Raw genomic sequence first — 16093 nt, forward strand, 5'->3', positions numbered from 1 at the left:
CAGTTTGCAAAAAGCATTCTGTTCATTATTTCATGTTATATAATTAAATTTAAAATAAAACAATAATGGATAACTCAGTAACTATAATGGGCATTGTACTTGCCATAATAACAATATTACCTCTTTACTTTTCTTACCGTTCAAACTCACTAAACAAGGCCAAAATCAAAGCTATAAAAGAAAAATATAGTCAAAATGGAAAATTTGACTTTGATTTTACTGAATCACAAAACAAAAAAATTCTAGCTATTGATAAAAAAAACAAAGGTTTTATAGCAATGAACTTTAATAAAGGAAAAGAAGAAAGCTCATTTATAGATTTGAATCTTGTTAAATCTTGTCGATTAATCCCCACAACTGAAGCGAACTCAGACACTATTATAAAAATTGATTTTGAGTTTCAAGATAAAGCAACAGCACAAAAAATTGTAATTCCATTTTACAACATTGAAGACGATCAAATAAATCAAGCTTGCTTGCATGAAGATCAACAATTAGGTAAAAAATGGGTACAAATCATACAGGATTGTATTTCAGATTAGTTTTTAATTCATTAAAGAGGCTCGAAAGTGAGCCTCTTTTTTTTGTATTACATTATGATAATTATCATTTTAATATTTTAGGTTTCTAATTAATTTTGATGTCTATTAAATATTCTACTATGAAAAATTCGTTGATACAAAAATACAATGTTCCAGGGCCTAGATACACAAGCTATCCTACTGTTCCTTACTGGAATGAGAATGATTTTACCTATCAACTTTGGATTGAATCTTTACAGAAATCTTTCGCTGAAAGCAATCAAAAAGACGGAATTAGTTTATACATCCATTTGCCTTTTTGCGAAAGCATGTGTACTTTTTGTGGTTGCAACAAGCGAATTACAAAAAACCATGATGTAGAGAATCCATACATAGAAGCAGTAATTAAAGAATGGAGTTTATACTGTAAACTTCTTAACGAAAGACCAATAATTAAAGAGATTCACTTGGGGGGCGGAACACCTACTTTTTTCTCCCCTAAAAATCTTGAAGATTTAATCAATGGGATTTTTTCATATGCTGACAAAGCCAAAGAACATGAATTTAGTTTTGAAGGACACCCTAATAACACGACCTATGAACATTTACAAAAACTATATAAATTAGGTTTTAGAAGAGTTAGTTACGGTGTTCAGGATTATTCTAAAAAAGTACAAAAAGCTATTCACCGTGAGCAGTCTTTTCATAATGTAGCCAAAGTAACATTTTGGGCTAAAGAAATTGGCTATACCTCTATCAGTCATGATTTAATTTTTGGCTTGCCTTTTCAGGGAGTTGAAGACATTATCGATACAATAGAGAAAACAAACTCATTACAACCTGATCGTCTGGCTTTTTATAGCTATGCTCACGTGCCTTGGATTAAAGGGAACGGACAAAGAGGTTTTAACGATGAGAATGTTCCTAAAGATGCTGAAAAAAGAAAATTATACGAAATTGGAAAACAATTATTGTATAAAAATGAATATTATGAAATTGGTATGGATCATTTTGCTTTAAAATCTGACCATCTATATACTGCATTTAAAGACGGTAAATTACATCGTAATTTCATGGGCTATAGTGCTTCTAAAACGCAATTAATGATTGGACTAGGTGTTTCGTCAATTAGTGACAGTTGGTATAGTTTTGCTCAAAACGTAAAGACTATAGAAGATTACTATCAATTATTAGAATGGGATAAAATTCCTGTTGTAAAAGGACACATATTAACCGAAGAAGATCTTATTATTAGAAAGCACATACTAAACTTGATGTGTAATTTTGAAACTACCTGGAGCGAAGAAAGCGACTATTTTAAAGAGATACCTGAAATTTTAGTTCAGTTAAAAGAAATGGAAAATGATGGATTACTTACCATCGAGAATAAAAAAATAAACGTTACAGAAGCGGGTAAACCCTTTGTACGTAATATTTGCATGGCTTTTGATTTACACTTAAAGAGAAAAGCTCCGGAAACAAGTTTGTTTTCGATGACTATATAACTCCTAATTTAATGACAATTAGGTGTTTCCTGAACAAATAAACTCATGTTTGATGGAGATAAATACGGAATTCCAAGACCTAAACCTCTCAATATAAAGAGTACCCCAATAAGAACAGCAACATAAGGAATTGCCTTTTGAAACTTATTGCGAGTTGATTGGGTTAAAAACGAATTGAAGTACACTACACTTGTCATTAAAGGAACTGTTCCTAAACCAAACAAAATCATATATAAAACACCAAATTTGGCGCTTTGCATTGCAATTGAACCAAACAAAGCTACATATACCATTCCGCAAGGTAAAAATCCATTAAGTATTCCGATGATAAAAAGTGACTTATAACTTTTGTTTCTAAAGTGCTTCCCCAGATTGGTTTTTATTCTTGAAATTAGCTTATAAACAGGTTTTGAGAAATTATATTGTGCAAATATTTTCTCAGGTGTTAAAACTACAATTATCATGATTATTCCAATGATAATAGAGATTTTTTGTTGAATCCCAGCAAAGAAAAAACCTTTTCCTAATAACCCAAAAATCAACCCAATTGTTCCATATGCGGTCAATCTACCTAAGTGATAGACTGTAACTTGTATTGCTTTTTTTACCTTATTATTCCTATCAACAGGTAACATCATGGCAATTGGGCCACACATACCAATACAGTGAAAACTACTGATTAAACCGAATATAAAAGCTGAATAAAGCATTGTTTTTTATATTAGATATACGCCAAATACCTTTTACACATTGTATTCAATTGCATAGATATTAAGAAAGTATCATTTTAGTTAATGTAAACAACTTCTTTAGTTAAATACTGTTGACCATTATACTGCCATTCCATATTAACATCCCAACGTCCTTTTATTAATTTCTTTTGAGGAATCAATAATTCAGAATTCGTTAGACTAATTGCTGTATTAAAATCTAATTTTTTATTTGATGGGCGATACATCAATACCTCGCCTTTTATATTTTTACTTTCGAAAGTATTTGGAAAAGTAATTTTAACTCCATCTTTCATAGTAACAATCGTAGGCTTTAACTTTAAGTCATGAGCATTTTGAACACGTGTCATTTCATCTCCAAAATGAGAATCATGTTTATAATATTCTTCAACAACCAAATCATTGCTATATTTACTATCAGATTGTACTTTAAAAACAAAGTACAAAATGAACGTCATAAACAATCCAAATGCAATTACAATTGCTGTTCCCCAGTTAATTTTCATAATATTACCTTTTAATTAAAACTTCTCGGTCCTAAAAAGTTTGTTGATGTCTTTTCGATTAACTTATCACCGTTAAATACACCTATTTCTACCTTCGTTTTATCACTCTCTAAAAGTGCCTGATCTATTTCTATAAATAGTGTTCCTTGCGAGATTCCTTGTTTTGGAACTTTAAACTTTTGAGTTCCTACATTTTTTATAGTCCCTTTTTGATCAATCAACTCAAAATGAATATCGTTAAAATCATTTATCGTTTTATTGACAATCTTATAGGTATAAATATTACTTATTTTATCTCCTTTATGTTGAAAAAGCTGTCCTGGTAAACGTAAAATTATTGCCTGAACATCATTTCTTAAAAATAGCATTCCAACAAAAATACCTAGTAAGATAATCAATACTGCTGTATATCCTTTCATTCTAGCTGTAAATCGGAAAGGCTCTTTTTTCTCTATTTCATCCTCTGAAGCATATCGGATAAGCCCTTTTGGTAAACCAACATTTTCCATGATGGTATCACATTCGTCAATACAAGCTGTGCAATTTGTACATTCTAATTGAGTTCCGTTTCTTATATCAATTCCCATTGGGCAAACATGAACACATTGCTTGCAATCGATACAATCTCCTTTTCCTGTTGCTGCTCTATCTTCTTGTTTATTATATTTAGCTCTACCTAATTCTTTTTCACCTCGAACAAAATCATAAGCCACATTAATAGATTTATTATCTAAAAGTACACCTTGTAATCTCCCGTATGGACAAGCTATAATACATACTTGCTCACGAAACCAAACAAATATAAAGTAGAAAACTGCCGTAAATAACAATAATGCTATAAAGTTACTCGATTGTTTGATTGGTCCCTCTTCAATCATTAAAAATAATTGATCACTTCCTACCAAATAGGCCAAGAAAATATTGGCTATAAGAAAAGAGATTACAAAAAAGATAAACCATTTTGTTAACCGTTTTCTAATTTTTTCTCCGTTCCACTCTTGTCTAGCTAATCGAGATTGCGCTCCTCTGTCTCCATCAATCCAATATTCGATTCGACGAAAAACAAGTTCTAGAAATATTGTTTGCGGACAAATCCATCCACAAAAAATACGACCATACACTACTGTAAATAAGATTATAAATACAATACCAACGAGCATTGATATTACAAAAAGATAAAAATCCTGAGGCCAAAAAGGGAATCCAAAAATATTAAAACGACGTTCTAATATATTGAACATCATAAATTGATTTCCATTTACTTTTATAAACGGATTTGCAACTAAAATGGCTAATAAAACATAACTAACCCATTTTCTGTATTCATAAAATTTACCAGACGGTTTCTTAGGGAAAATAAATTTTCTATTACCCCCTTCATCTATCGTTCCGATGGTATCTCTAAAAGCTTCGTCTGGTAAATTTGACATTGTATTATTTTTTAACTTGTGTAGAATCTGTTTGTGTGGCTACTGCTCCTGCATCGGTTTTTGGCGCATCTTTATCTGTCCAAATTTCTCCTTCTGGATCTTTTGGATCTTTTGGATTACTTCCTTGCAGAGACAAAATATAACTAGCTACTTTTTGTATCTCCTTTGGCTTTAATGTTCCTTTCCACGCTATCATCCCTTTTCCGTCTCGTCCTCCATTGGTAATCGTATGGAATATTTCTTTTATTCCTCCGCCTAAAATCCAATGATTATCTGTTAAGTTTGGACCAATTTGTCCTCCTCCATCAGCTCGGTGACAAGCAGCACAATCTGTTGTAAAAATTTCCTTTCCAGCAGCAAGATCAGCAGGATCTGTTAATAGCGTAACCGTTTTTTCATCCATTAAATCTGGAGCAGTTTTAAGATATTCTTCAACCTCTATCTTAGCTTGTGCCATTTCCTTTTTTAGTTCCATTTCTTGGTCATCTCCACCAAACACATCGTAACGCGCTACATAAACTACAGCAAAGATAATAGTGATATAGAATAAATAAATCCACCATGGCGGTAAGTTATTATCTAGCTCTTTAATACCATCATAATCATGATGCAATAATAAACTTGCCTCTGTTTCTATCGGCTCGGTTTTCGTTAACTTTTGCATTAAGTTTTTATACCAAGCACTTTCTTTTAAACTTAAATTACTATCAACTTCAAGTTTTGCTTTCTGTTCATCAGTTAGCAAATTATAAGTAATACGGTCTATTGCACTTATCGTAATCTCTATTGCTATTAAAAGGAAAAGAAATACGAATAAAAATACAGAAACCATTGGGTATTTTATAAATGCTGGTTTATCTCCTGAGTCTATAAAATATTCCATTGCACCAAAAACGATGAAGAAAATTAGTGGTAATCGTATATATACTGGAATTAATTTTTTCATTTTATATATTATTTTTAATTCTACTATTTAATTTTCGTCCAATGGAATTTGACTCATTTCTTCAATTTTTTCTTTTCCGTATGAAAATACCCAGATCCCCAGGCAAACAAAAAAGATGAAAAATATTAGCAAGGAAAGTATTGGGAATATCTCTACTCCTGCAATTGTCTCTAAGTTGTATTTTACTTGTTCGAACATAATTTCTCTATTTTGAAGTCTCTTTTACTTTAATATCTGTTCCTAATCTTTGCATATAAGCAATAAGCGCTACAATTTCTCTTTCATTCATAGGAATGAATTTCTCTCCTTTTGCTTCAGCTTTTTTCTTACTATCTGCATAACTCGCAACATAATCAGGATCGTTTTCTAAATTCTTTTCAATTTTAAGGGCTTGAGCTCTCAATAATTTTTGCGCATTTGCTACTTCTTCAGGTGAGTATGGAACTCCAAGCTGAACCATTACTTCCATTTTCTTTTGTGTTAATGAAATGTCCATCGGCTTATTATCGAATAGCCATTTGTACCCTGGCATGATTGAACCCGCTGATATACTTTGTGGATTCCAAAAATGGTTAAAATGCCAGTTATCATTGTACTTACCTCCTACTCTTAATAAGTCTGGCCCTGTACGTTTTGATCCCCATAAGAATGGATGGTCATATACAAACTCTCCTGCTTTTGATTGTGGTCCATAACGTTCAACTTCACTTCTAAATGGTCGTACTGATTGTGAGTGGCATCCAACACAACCTTCACGGATATATAAATCACGTCCTTCAAGCTCTAATGGTGAATATGGTTTTACACTTGTTATTGTAGGTATATTTGATTTTACCATAATCGTTGGAACGATTTGAATAATTCCTCCAATTAAAATAGCAATTGTAGCCAAAATAGTCAACTGAATAGGTTTTCTTTCTAACCATGAATGGAATTTCTCTCCACGAACTCTACCACTACTAATTCTTTCTAATGCTGGTGCCTCTGCCAACTCATCTTCAATTGGGCTACCAACACGTATAGTTTGAATTATATTATAAACTAACACAAACATTCCAACAAGGTATAAAGTACCTCCAATAGCTCTCATCCAATACAATGGCATAATTGCTGTAACTGTTTCTAGGAAATTTCCGTAAGTTAAAGTACCGTCTGGGTTAAATTGTTTCCACATAGAAGCTTGTTGAAAACCAGCAACATACATTGGCAACGTATATAATATAATTCCTAAAGTACCAATCCAGAAATGGAAATTTGCTAATTTTTTAGAGAACAAAGTACTTTTTGTCATTCTTGGTATTAACCAATAAATCATACCAAAGGCCATAAAACCATTCCAAGCTAATGCACCAACGTGCACGTGAGCAATAATCCAGTCTGTATAATGCGCAATAGCATTTACATTTTTAAAAGAAAGCATTGGCCCTTCAAAAGTTGCCATACCGTAACCTGTAATTGCTACAACGAAGAATTTTAAAACTGGTTCTTCACGAACTTTATCCCAAGCACCTCTTAGTGTTAAAAGTCCATTTATCATCCCTCCCCAAGATGGAGCAAGCAACATAATAGAAAAAGCAACTCCTAAATTTTGTGCCCAGTTTGGCAATGCTGAATATAATAAATGATGAGGACCAGCCCAGATATATATAAAAATCAATGACCAAAAATGTATAATCGATAATCGATAAGAATACACTGGACGATTAGCAATTTTAGGTACAAAATAATACATCAACCCTAAAAATGGAGTTGTTAAGAAAAAAGCAACTGCATTGTGACCGTACCACCATTGCACCAAAGCATCCTGAACTCCTGCGTAAACAGAATAACTTTTCATTGCTGAAACTGGTATTTCTATATTATTAAAAATATGTAATACTGCAACAGTAACAAATGTGGCCAAATAAAACCAAATAGCAACATACAAATGACGCTCTCTACGGCGTAAAATAGTACCAATCATATTGATACCCATTACTACCCAAATTAAAGCGATAGCAATATCAATTGGCCATTCTAATTCGGCATATTCTTTTGATGAGGTATATCCTAAAGGTAAGGTAATAGCTGCCGCAACAATAATTAATTGCCATCCCCAGAAATGTAGTCCACTTAAAAAGTCACTAAACATTCTGGCTTTTAAGAGTCGCTGCAAAGAATAATACATCCCTGCAAAGAATGCGTTTCCTACAAAGGCAAAAATAACTGCATTGGTATGTAAAGGTCTTAACCGTCCGTAGCTTAACCATGAGATTCCGTCGGTAATATTAGGAAAGAGATACATAATAGCCAATGTAAGGCCGACTAGCATTCCTACTACACCAAAAAGAATGGTCGCATAGATGAATTTCTTTACAATTTTGTTGTCGTAATAAAATTGTTGCATTTCCATAATCTAGATTTGTTTTTCTGTGGTTATTTTTATTTTATTGTTGGGAGTTTTTATTTTATCGTTGGGAACTTTTTTGATTTCGTCATCAAAAAGCATCCTAACTGAAGGGGTATAATCATCGTCGTACTGCCCTGTTTTTACAGCAACTACGAAGGCTATAAAAAAGCCAATCGCAATAATAATACTAACGGAAATTAATAAGTAAATAACACTCATACCTTATGACATTTAAGTTCTACAAAATTACTTTTAAGCATTCTTTTAAAATATGACATTTATCATGCTCCGTCAGTATATGTTAAAATTATGAAAAAATAATACTTGAATTATTTATAATCATTTTAAACTGCTCCTGCTGAAATAGTTAGACGCTAAGGTTACAAAACTTACTATTGTAATTGTACTCAAAGGCATTATGATAGCTGCAACCAGAGGAAGTAGGTTTCCGGTAATAGCAAAAGACAACCCTACTATATTGTAAAGTAGCGACAAAACAAAACTCATTTTAATGATCTTGATGGCATTTTTAGAAAGTTTTAAGAAATAGCTCAGGTGCTTAAACTCAGTTGCATCCAAAATAGCATCACAAGCTGGTGAAAAAACATTGACATTCTCCGAAATAGAAACTCCAACATTACTTTGCGCCAATGCACCCGCATCATTTAATCCATCACCAATCATCATTACATTATGCCCCTGCTCTTGTAACTGCTTAATAAATATCAACTTTTGCTCTGGTTTTTGATTAAAAACAAGCTCAGTCCCTTTAGGTAAAAGTTTTTCTAAAGTCTCTCGTTCTCCATCGTTATCACCAGAGAGTACTTTAATCTTATACTTCAAGCTCAATTCTTTGAATAAATCCTCTAAGCCTTCTCTATATTGATTATTGAATATATATTTCCCATAATAAACCTCATCTATTTTTATATGAAGTGATGTTTGCTGAATTAAATTTTCTTCTTGACCTGCAACGAAAGTAAATGATCCTATTTGAAACTGGTGATTTTGGATTACTGCCAAAATCCCCTTTCCAGTTATTTCTTTAAAATCGTCTAATTTTATTCGGGCAGATTCTGGTAATGAATCATATAACATTCGGCTCAAAGGGTGATTTGAAGCTCGAAGTACATTTTTTAACATAACAAGATTATCATCAGAAAGAGATTTTCCTTCGTATGCAATATTCGATTTTTTATTGGTCGTAATAGTCCCTGTCTTATCAAAAACCAAAGTATCAACTTTAGCAAGTTGTTCTATAACCAAAGCATTTTTTAAATAAAACTTCTGCTTTCCTAAAATCCTCAAAATATTACCAAATGTAAATGGTGCTGTTAATGCTAAAGCACACGGACAAGCTACAATGAGTACTGCTGTAAAGACATTGAAAGCCGTATTGGCATCAATAAATATCCAATAACCAAAACCTGCAAAAGCAATTAACAATAAAATTGGTGTAAAATAACGGCTTATTGCATCGGTTATCGTTTTATGTTTTTGCTGAACATCTTTCTGGAAAATATCATTCCCCCACAACTGCGTTAAGTAACTTTGAGAAACAGTATGAAGTACCTCCATTTCTATCACTTTACCTATTTGCTTGCCTCCAGCAAAAACTTTATCTCCTGATTTTTTGGTAATAGGAACTGCTTCACCAGTTACAAAACTATAATCAATTTCAGCTTGATCGCTTATCAAAATCCCATCTACAGGTATTAATTCCTGATTTCTAATCAATAGCCGATCTCCTTTATCAATATCGTAAATAGGAATACTTTCCTCTGGAGTATTGGGATTTATTCGAGTAACTGCAATTGGAAAATAGGATTTAAAATCTCTCTCGAAACTTAAAAAACTATAGGTTTTAATTTGAAACATTTTCCCTAACAACATAAAGAAAATTAACCCTGTCAAGCTGTCAAAAAAACCAGGCCCATAATCCATGACAATATCAAAAGTACTTCGTATAAACATAACGATGATTCCTAGAGCAATAGGAATATCAATATTCAGCATTTTGCTTTTAATGCTCTTATAAGCTGAAACATAATAACCACTTGCCGAGTATATAAAACTTGGCATAGCCAGAATTAATATCAGCCAACGAAAAAATGGTTTATAATTGTCCAACCAAAATTCTTTTACTTCAAAATATTCGGGAAAAGAAAGCAGCATGATATTTCCAAAACAAAAGAAAGCAACTCCTAGTTTGTATGTCAAACTTCTGTCTACATTATTCTTGCCAGCCTCGTAATTCTCTAAACTTATATAAGGTTCATACCCTATCGAGCTTAATGTATAAGCAATATCTTTAAGAGTAATTTTTTCTGAGTTATAGGTAATTCTAACTTTCTTTTCTGGAAAATTAACCTGTGAAGCACTAATTCCTGGTTTAAGACGATTTAAATTTTCTAAAATCCAAATACAAGAACTACAATGAATATGCGGAATATTCAATGAAACTATTGCTGTGGTATCTTCCTGAAATTCTAATAATTTAAGTTGAATACTTTCATTATCCAGAAAATCATATTTACCTTGAATATCTTGAGGTGTTGCTCCTGGAGATTTCTCAAAATCATAATAACAAGTCAGGTCATTTAGACTAAAAATCTCATAAACTGTTTTACAGCCACTACAACAAAATTCTTTTTCATCAAAAACGATTATTTCATTTTTGGGAATAATTAAACCGCAATGAAAACAATTTTGAACACTCATATATTTAACTATTTTAAGCTTTTACAAAGATCACAAACCATCTAACCAAAAAATATGACATTTATCATAGCTCTTAAAATACATTTTTTAAATTTAATAAAACAAATTGGGAATAAAGCTATAGAAATTGCATTTCTGCCATTATTTAAAAAATTTAAGAGTATAAAATCATAATAATACTTAATTTTGTAAACAAATAACTTCCCCTATGAATAAATGTGACCAATGTATTGTAAGACAACTTACTTCGTTAAAAGCTTTAAACAAAGATGAAGTTATAAAACTAGCTAATAGTAAAACTACCTATACTATTAAGAAAGGTGATTCTATCTTTGAAGAAGGCGAAGTTACCAATGGTGTTTTTTGTGTAAAAGATGGTGTTGGTAAACTTTCTAAACTAAGTGCCAACGGTAAAGACCAAATTGTTAAACTTGTAAAATCTGGAGAACTTTTAGGTCAGCGATCTATGATTAGTAACGAACCTGCTAATTTGAGTGCTAAAGCATTAGACGATATGGAGGTATGTTTTATTCCAAAAACAGAAATCATCGGTTTCTTTAATCAAAATAATCAGTTTTCTATGAATGTCATGAAAACAATTTGCGATGATTTAAAAGATTCTGATAATCATACTGTTTCCTTAGCTCAAAAAACTGTTAAATCACGTTTAGCCGAAACATTATTATACTTACATGGTACTTTTGGCGAAAATGAGGATAATACTCTAAAAATACAACTTTCTAGAGATGAACTGGCTAGCATGATTGGTACCGCTACAGAAAGTTGTATCCGATTATTATCTGATTTTAAAAAACTAGACGTAATTGAATTAATTGGTAAAAAAATTATTTTAAAAAATATTAACGCCTTAAAGAAAATGGCTGAATAATTACAGTTTTTTTGCTTCGTTCCAAAAAACATCCATTTCTGCCAAAGTCATATCCATTAATGGTTTTCCTAATTCTCCTGCTTTACTCTCAAGGTATTGAAATCGTTTTATGAATTTTTTATTAGTACGTTCCAAAGCATCTTCGGGATTTACATTTAAAAATCTTGCATAATTAATCATAGAGAATAAAACATCTCCAAACTCTGCTTCTATTTTATCCTGATCACCAGCTTTTACTTCAACCTGTAACTCCTGCAATTCTTCTTGTACCTTATCCCAAACCTGATGTGGCTCCTCCCAATCAAAGCCAACTCCTTTTACTTTATCTTGTATCCTGCTGGCTTTAACCAATGCGGGCAAACTTCTTGGAACTCCTTCTAAAACGGACTTCTTCCCTTCTTTCAATTTCAGTTTTTCCCAATTTTGTTTTACTTCTTCTTCATCTTTCACAACAGTATCACTGTAAATATGAGGATGACGGTAAATAAGTTTTTCGCAAATTTCATTGCACACATCAGCAATATCAAAATCATTTGTTTCACTGCCAATTTTCGCGTAAAAAACAATATGCAATAATACATCTCCTAACTCTTTTTTTACTTCATTAAGATCGTTATCTAAAATTGCATCACCCAATTCATAAGTTTCTTCAATAGTAAGATGACGTAAACTTTGCATGGTTTGTTTCATGTCCCAAGGGCATTTTTCACGTAAATCATCCATTATATTTAATAATCTTTCGAAGGCCTGTAATTGCAGTTCTTTACTCATTTTTGAAGTCTTTTTAAGTTGGCAAGCGTTTGTGTAAATGTAAAAAATCCTGTTAAGAAATCATCTCAACAGGATTAAATATCGTTCATTAAAATGAAACTATTTTTTTTCAGCAGCAGCTTTAGCTTTTTTTGCTGGCGCTTTTTTTGTCTCTTCTAAAACTGGAGTTTCTTCTTTAGATTCTGCAGGTGCAGGCGCTAAATCTGTAACCAATCCTTTTGCTTGTAGCATGTTGTACCAGTTCAATACTTTTTTAATATCTGAAGGATAAACTCTTTCTTCATCATATTGTGGCAAAACTTCTTTAAAATAAGCTGTTAAAGTAGCATTGTCTTCTTTATGAGAAATTGCTGGTCCTTTGTCTTCCTTTATTGCAATTAATTGCATTACTTCTGATAAAGGTTTTTCTCCTTCGTAAGTATAAATTGAAATTTCAGACAACAAACTTACATTACTCTTTAAGCTAACAGTGATTTTTTTTCCATCAATTAATGATTCAGCTACAAATCCTGTACGCGTTTGTACTTTTAATGCGTATAAACCTGGTTTCCCAGAAATAGCTAATATTTTTTCTAAATTCATGTTTATTATAATTAGTATTAAGAATTCGGTTATTTTATTTTTTTAGCAAAAAGACAATCAAAAAGTTATCTCCCTTTTTTAGCAGCAGCAAATTTCATTCTGTATTCCTGAAATGTTTTGCCTTCGGTAATATTTTTTAATTTCTTCTGAATTAAGCGTTTCTTTAATGATGAGATTTTATCTGTAAACAAAACTCCTTCGATGTGATCATACTCATGCTGAATTACTCTCGCAATTAAACCATCAAATACTTCCGTTTTTACAACAAAATCTTCTTCACAATATTCAATTGTAATTCTTTCGTGTCTGTAAACATCCTCACGAACATCTGGAATACTTAAGCAACCTTCATTAAAACTCCACTCTTCACCATCTTCTTTTAGAATTTTGGCATTAATAAAAGTTCTTTTAAATCCTTTCAATTCTTTTTGTTCATCAGCTGGCAAATCCTCGTCATCGCTAAAAGGAGTTGTGTCAATTACAAATAAACGCAAGGCCAGGCCAACTTGTGGCGCAGCAAGACCTACTCCATAAGCATTGTACATTGTTTCGTACATGTTAGCTATTGTTTCTTTCAAATTTGGATGTTCTGGCGAAACTGCCTCTCCAACTTTTCTTAAAACAGGATCACCATATCCTATAATTGGTAAAATCATTCTTGTTGTATTATGTATTAACGACTATTAATCCAGAATTTCATTATTCTGAATTAGGTTGGCAAAAATAGTAAAAAATAGTCAATGAATAATTCTATAAGTCATATTATATGCTTTTTGATTTCTATTTAAATCAAAGCCACTATTATTGCTAAATAATTCATACAATTCTTATCTTTGCTAGTAAACCTATTTATATGTTCGATCGCATCGTTAAATTCACAAACAGTACATCTTTTATCAACGCTTCAAAAGTTACACTTGCATCTGTTGTTCCTGTCTTGTTTTTTAACTTTTTAGGGTATTTCGAAATCGGCTTTACAATTGCACTTGGTGCTTTTTATACCTATCCGAGTGATATTCCTAGTAATCTTAAACATAAAATAAAAGGAATTGTAGTTACAGCTCTAATTGTTTCATGCGTTAACCTATTAGTTAATCTTGTTTACCCATTTCCTTGGTTGTTCTATCCATTTTTAGGAATATTACTTTTCCTATCGTCTATGATTTCTGTTTATGGACAAAGAGCAACTATGGCATCATTCTCGGCTTTACTCTCTATTTCGCTATCATTTGCTCACTTACATGAAGGTTGGGAAGCTGTATTGCATTCTAGCTATATTTTTGCAGGAGGGTTATTCTATTTAATCGTTTCTCTTATTTTTCATTATGTTAAACCACATCGCTATGTCGAATTACAAATTGCAGATGGAATTCGATTAACTGCAAAATACTTAAAACTTAGAGGTGATTTATGGAATCCTGATGCCGACAGAAAAAAGATCATCGAGAAACAATTACATCTTCAGGTTGAATTAAACCAAATTCATGAGAATTTAAGGCAAGTACTTATTGGCAATAGAGCCACATCTGGAGACTCCAGCCAAAACCGAAAAATGCTTATTGTTTTTATAACATTAGTCGAAATTCAGGAGTTGGCACTATCCACTTCATTTGACCATAATAAATTACACAAAAAATTTAGCGACCATCCAGAAGCCCTGCGTTCTTATCAGAATCTAGCATATAAACTCGCCTCTACTTTAAAAAAACTATCTAAAAGTGTCCATAAAGCCTCTAAATATATCTCTGTAAACGATTTAAAGAAGGAATTAGATGGGTTACAATCTGCAATTGATGCATATAAAAATAATCTAGGCAAAATTGAAGCTTCTGAAGGAGTTTGGATGCTCACCAATATGTTGAAATATGCTCAAAAGCAAGTCGAAAAAATAAAAATCGTAGAAATGGCATTTTCATCGGCTATTCATTCTTTTGATTTTAAAGAAAAGAACAAAGAACTTGAAAAATTCCTGACTCCACAATATTATCCTATACGTACATTAATTGAAAATTTCAGTTTCTCATCTACTTTTTTTAGACATTCACTACGACTTACCATAACCATTATGTTAGGTTTTATAATTGGGAAATTACTTCCATTTCAAAACGTATATTGGATTTTATTAACCATTGTAGTAATTATGCGCCCTGGCTATGGATTAACCAAAGAACGCTCTTATAATCGTGTTTTTGGCACTATCTTAGGCGGACTAATTGCTTTTGGAATTGTATCTTTAGTACACAATCACATTGCAATAAGCATATTTGCCATTGTTTGTATGCTAATCGGTATTTCTTTTACACAAAGCAATTACAAAATAAGTACCACACTCGTTACTATGTATGTAGTATTTGTTTATGGAATTCTAACTCCTAATATTCTCGAAGTAATTCAGTTTAGAATATTAGACTCTCTTGTTGGTGCTACATTGGCCTTTTTAGCAAATTATTATTTATGGCCAGCTTGGGAGTTTTTGAATGCTGCCTCATTTTTAGAAAAATCTATTGAAGCCAATAAAAACTATTTACAAGAAATTGCTGAATATTATAATAAAAAAGGAACATTACCTACATCTTATCGTTTAGCTAGAAAAAATGCCTTTATAGAAATTGGAAATCTTATGACCTCTTTCCAGAGAATGGTTCAAGAACCTAAGTCGAAGCAAAAGCAGCTTCCACAAATAAATAAGCTTGCTGTACTAAATCATTCCTTACTTTCATCTTCGGCTTCTTTAGGTACCTATATTCAATCCCACAAAACGACTTCGGCATCCGAATCTTTTAATTTTGTTATTGATATTGTTATTTCTAATTTAAATCATTCAATTACTATTCTAAGACATGAAAAAACATCTATATACAAGAATAAAGACATTAATAAAGAAAAATTGACTTTCCATTTTGAAGAATTAAAAAGAAAAAACTTCAGTCGATTAGAAAATGATAATGAACTTGACGAAAACGCAAGAGAATCCAAAATGCAAGAAGCGCAACTAGTAATCGAACAATTAATATGGATGACTGATCTATCTGACAAAATACTAACAATTACAAAAGAGTTTATAGCAAAAAATCCAGATTAAAATTAATCTGGATTTTTTAT

Annotated in this window: 15 protein-coding genes; 4 read left to right on the forward strand and 11 right to left on the reverse strand. The window is 31.8% G+C overall.

Annotated features, from left to right (window positions below; translation table 11 throughout):
• The first annotated feature begins 65 nt into the window (after positions 1–65).
• A complete protein-coding gene (locus OIU80_RS06115; protein WP_264286160.1) occupies positions 66–542 on the forward strand; it encodes a hypothetical protein in 477 nt (158 codons plus the stop codon).
• 119 nt (positions 543–661) lie between these two features.
• Positions 662–2026, forward strand: a complete 1365-nt coding sequence (hemN, locus tag OIU80_RS06120) for an oxygen-independent coproporphyrinogen III oxidase (protein WP_264286161.1) — start codon at positions 662–664, stop codon at positions 2024–2026.
• An 8-nt stretch (positions 2027–2034) separates the two neighbouring features.
• Here the strand turns inward: hemN and OIU80_RS06125 are convergent, their stop codons facing one another.
• The 8 genes from OIU80_RS06125 to OIU80_RS06160 all read right to left on the reverse strand — a co-directional run bounded on the left by OIU80_RS06125 (position 2035) and on the right by OIU80_RS06160 (position 10749).
• On the reverse strand, positions 2035–2736 hold the full coding sequence (locus tag OIU80_RS06125) for a sulfite exporter TauE/SafE family protein (RefSeq protein ID WP_264286162.1): 702 nt from the start codon (positions 2734–2736) through the stop codon (positions 2035–2037).
• Positions 2737–2813: 77 nt separating this feature from the next.
• The gene (locus OIU80_RS06130; protein WP_264286163.1) at positions 2814–3263 is read right to left on the reverse strand and encodes a FixH family protein; all 450 of its coding nucleotides are present in this window, start codon (positions 3261–3263) and stop codon (positions 2814–2816) included.
• A gap of 11 nt (positions 3264–3274) precedes the next feature.
• Positions 3275–4693 (reverse strand): cytochrome c oxidase accessory protein CcoG, encoded by a 1419-nt coding sequence (gene ccoG, locus OIU80_RS06135; RefSeq protein ID WP_264286164.1) that lies wholly within the window; start codon positions 4691–4693, stop codon positions 3275–3277.
• A 4-nt stretch (positions 4694–4697) separates the two neighbouring features.
• Positions 4698–5639: a cbb3-type cytochrome c oxidase N-terminal domain-containing protein gene (locus OIU80_RS06140; RefSeq protein WP_264286165.1), complete on the reverse strand. Its 942-nt coding sequence runs from the start codon at positions 5637–5639 to the stop codon at positions 4698–4700.
• Between the two features lie 27 nt (positions 5640–5666).
• Positions 5667–5837: a cbb3-type cytochrome c oxidase subunit 3 gene (locus OIU80_RS06145; protein ID WP_264286166.1), complete on the reverse strand. Its 171-nt coding sequence runs from the start codon at positions 5835–5837 to the stop codon at positions 5667–5669.
• 7 nt (positions 5838–5844) lie between these two features.
• The gene (ccoN, locus tag OIU80_RS06150) at positions 5845–8031 is read right to left on the reverse strand and encodes a cytochrome-c oxidase, cbb3-type subunit I (RefSeq protein ID WP_264286167.1); all 2187 of its coding nucleotides are present in this window, start codon (positions 8029–8031) and stop codon (positions 5845–5847) included.
• Between the two features lie 3 nt (positions 8032–8034).
• Positions 8035–8247 (reverse strand): cbb3-type cytochrome oxidase assembly protein CcoS, encoded by a 213-nt coding sequence (gene ccoS, locus OIU80_RS06155; RefSeq protein WP_195737975.1) that lies wholly within the window; start codon positions 8245–8247, stop codon positions 8035–8037.
• A 120-nt stretch (positions 8248–8367) separates the two neighbouring features.
• Positions 8368–10749 (reverse strand): heavy metal translocating P-type ATPase, encoded by a 2382-nt coding sequence (locus OIU80_RS06160; RefSeq protein ID WP_264286168.1) that lies wholly within the window; start codon positions 10747–10749, stop codon positions 8368–8370.
• Between the two features lie 208 nt (positions 10750–10957).
• Between OIU80_RS06160 and OIU80_RS06165 the strand changes: the two genes are divergently transcribed.
• Positions 10958–11638 (forward strand): Crp/Fnr family transcriptional regulator, encoded by a 681-nt coding sequence (locus OIU80_RS06165; protein ID WP_264286169.1) that lies wholly within the window; start codon positions 10958–10960, stop codon positions 11636–11638.
• Here OIU80_RS06165 and mazG read toward each other — a convergent pair whose 3' ends face one another.
• The 3 genes from mazG to def form a co-directional block, all read right to left on the reverse strand.
• Positions 11639–12409: a nucleoside triphosphate pyrophosphohydrolase gene (gene mazG / locus OIU80_RS06170; RefSeq protein ID WP_264286170.1), complete on the reverse strand. Its 771-nt coding sequence runs from the start codon at positions 12407–12409 to the stop codon at positions 11639–11641.
• Positions 12410–12508: 99 nt separating this feature from the next.
• Positions 12509–12991, reverse strand: a complete 483-nt coding sequence (locus OIU80_RS06175; protein WP_264286171.1) for a DUF5606 family protein — start codon at positions 12989–12991, stop codon at positions 12509–12511.
• A gap of 65 nt (positions 12992–13056) precedes the next feature.
• Positions 13057–13647, reverse strand: a complete 591-nt coding sequence (def, locus tag OIU80_RS06180) for a peptide deformylase (RefSeq protein WP_264286172.1) — start codon at positions 13645–13647, stop codon at positions 13057–13059.
• A 197-nt stretch (positions 13648–13844) separates the two neighbouring features.
• Here def and OIU80_RS06185 point away from each other — a divergent pair, with 197 nt between their 5' ends.
• The gene (locus OIU80_RS06185; RefSeq protein WP_264286173.1) at positions 13845–16073 is read left to right on the forward strand and encodes an FUSC family protein; all 2229 of its coding nucleotides are present in this window, start codon (positions 13845–13847) and stop codon (positions 16071–16073) included.
• Positions 16074–16093 lie beyond the last annotated feature (20 nt).

Origin of the sequence: Flavobacterium frigoritolerans, from assembly GCF_025847275.1 — a bacterium.
GTDB classification, from domain to species: Bacteria; Bacteroidota; Bacteroidia; order Flavobacteriales; family Flavobacteriaceae; genus Flavobacterium; species Flavobacterium frigoritolerans.

Bases quoted from the DNA above. Each gene is read 5' to 3' on its own strand.
- OIU80_RS06115 (WP_264286160.1), top strand. From the start codon at position 66: ATGGATAACTCAGTAACTATAATGGGCATTGTACTTGCCATAATAACA.
- OIU80_RS06160 (WP_264286168.1), bottom strand. From the start codon at position 10,749: ATGAGTGTTCAAAATTGTTTTCATTGCGGTTTAATTATTCCCAAAAAT.
- mazG (WP_264286170.1), bottom strand. From the start codon at position 12,409: ATGAGTAAAGAACTGCAATTACAGGCCTTCGAAAGATTATTAAATATA.
- OIU80_RS06185 (WP_264286173.1), top strand. From the start codon at position 13,845: ATGTTCGATCGCATCGTTAAATTCACAAACAGTACATCTTTTATCAAC.
- OIU80_RS06140 (WP_264286165.1), bottom strand. From the start codon at position 5,639: ATGAAAAAATTAATTCCAGTATATATACGATTACCACTAATTTTCTTC.
- ccoS (WP_195737975.1), bottom strand. From the start codon at position 8,247: ATGAGTGTTATTTACTTATTAATTTCCGTTAGTATTATTATTGCGATT.
- hemN (WP_264286161.1), top strand. From the start codon at position 662: ATGAAAAATTCGTTGATACAAAAATACAATGTTCCAGGGCCTAGATAC.
- OIU80_RS06175 (WP_264286171.1), bottom strand. From the start codon at position 12,991: ATGAATTTAGAAAAAATATTAGCTATTTCTGGGAAACCAGGTTTATAC.
- OIU80_RS06130 (WP_264286163.1), bottom strand. From the start codon at position 3,263: ATGAAAATTAACTGGGGAACAGCAATTGTAATTGCATTTGGATTGTTT.
- ccoN (WP_264286167.1), bottom strand. From the start codon at position 8,031: ATGGAAATGCAACAATTTTATTACGACAACAAAATTGTAAAGAAATTC.
- OIU80_RS06145 (WP_264286166.1), bottom strand. From the start codon at position 5,837: ATGTTCGAACAAGTAAAATACAACTTAGAGACAATTGCAGGAGTAGAG.
- ccoG (WP_264286164.1), bottom strand. From the start codon at position 4,693: ATGTCAAATTTACCAGACGAAGCTTTTAGAGATACCATCGGAACGATA.
- OIU80_RS06125 (WP_264286162.1), bottom strand. From the start codon at position 2,736: ATGCTTTATTCAGCTTTTATATTCGGTTTAATCAGTAGTTTTCACTGT.
- OIU80_RS06165 (WP_264286169.1), top strand. From the start codon at position 10,958: ATGAATAAATGTGACCAATGTATTGTAAGACAACTTACTTCGTTAAAA.
- def (WP_264286172.1), bottom strand. From the start codon at position 13,647: ATGATTTTACCAATTATAGGATATGGTGATCCTGTTTTAAGAAAAGTT.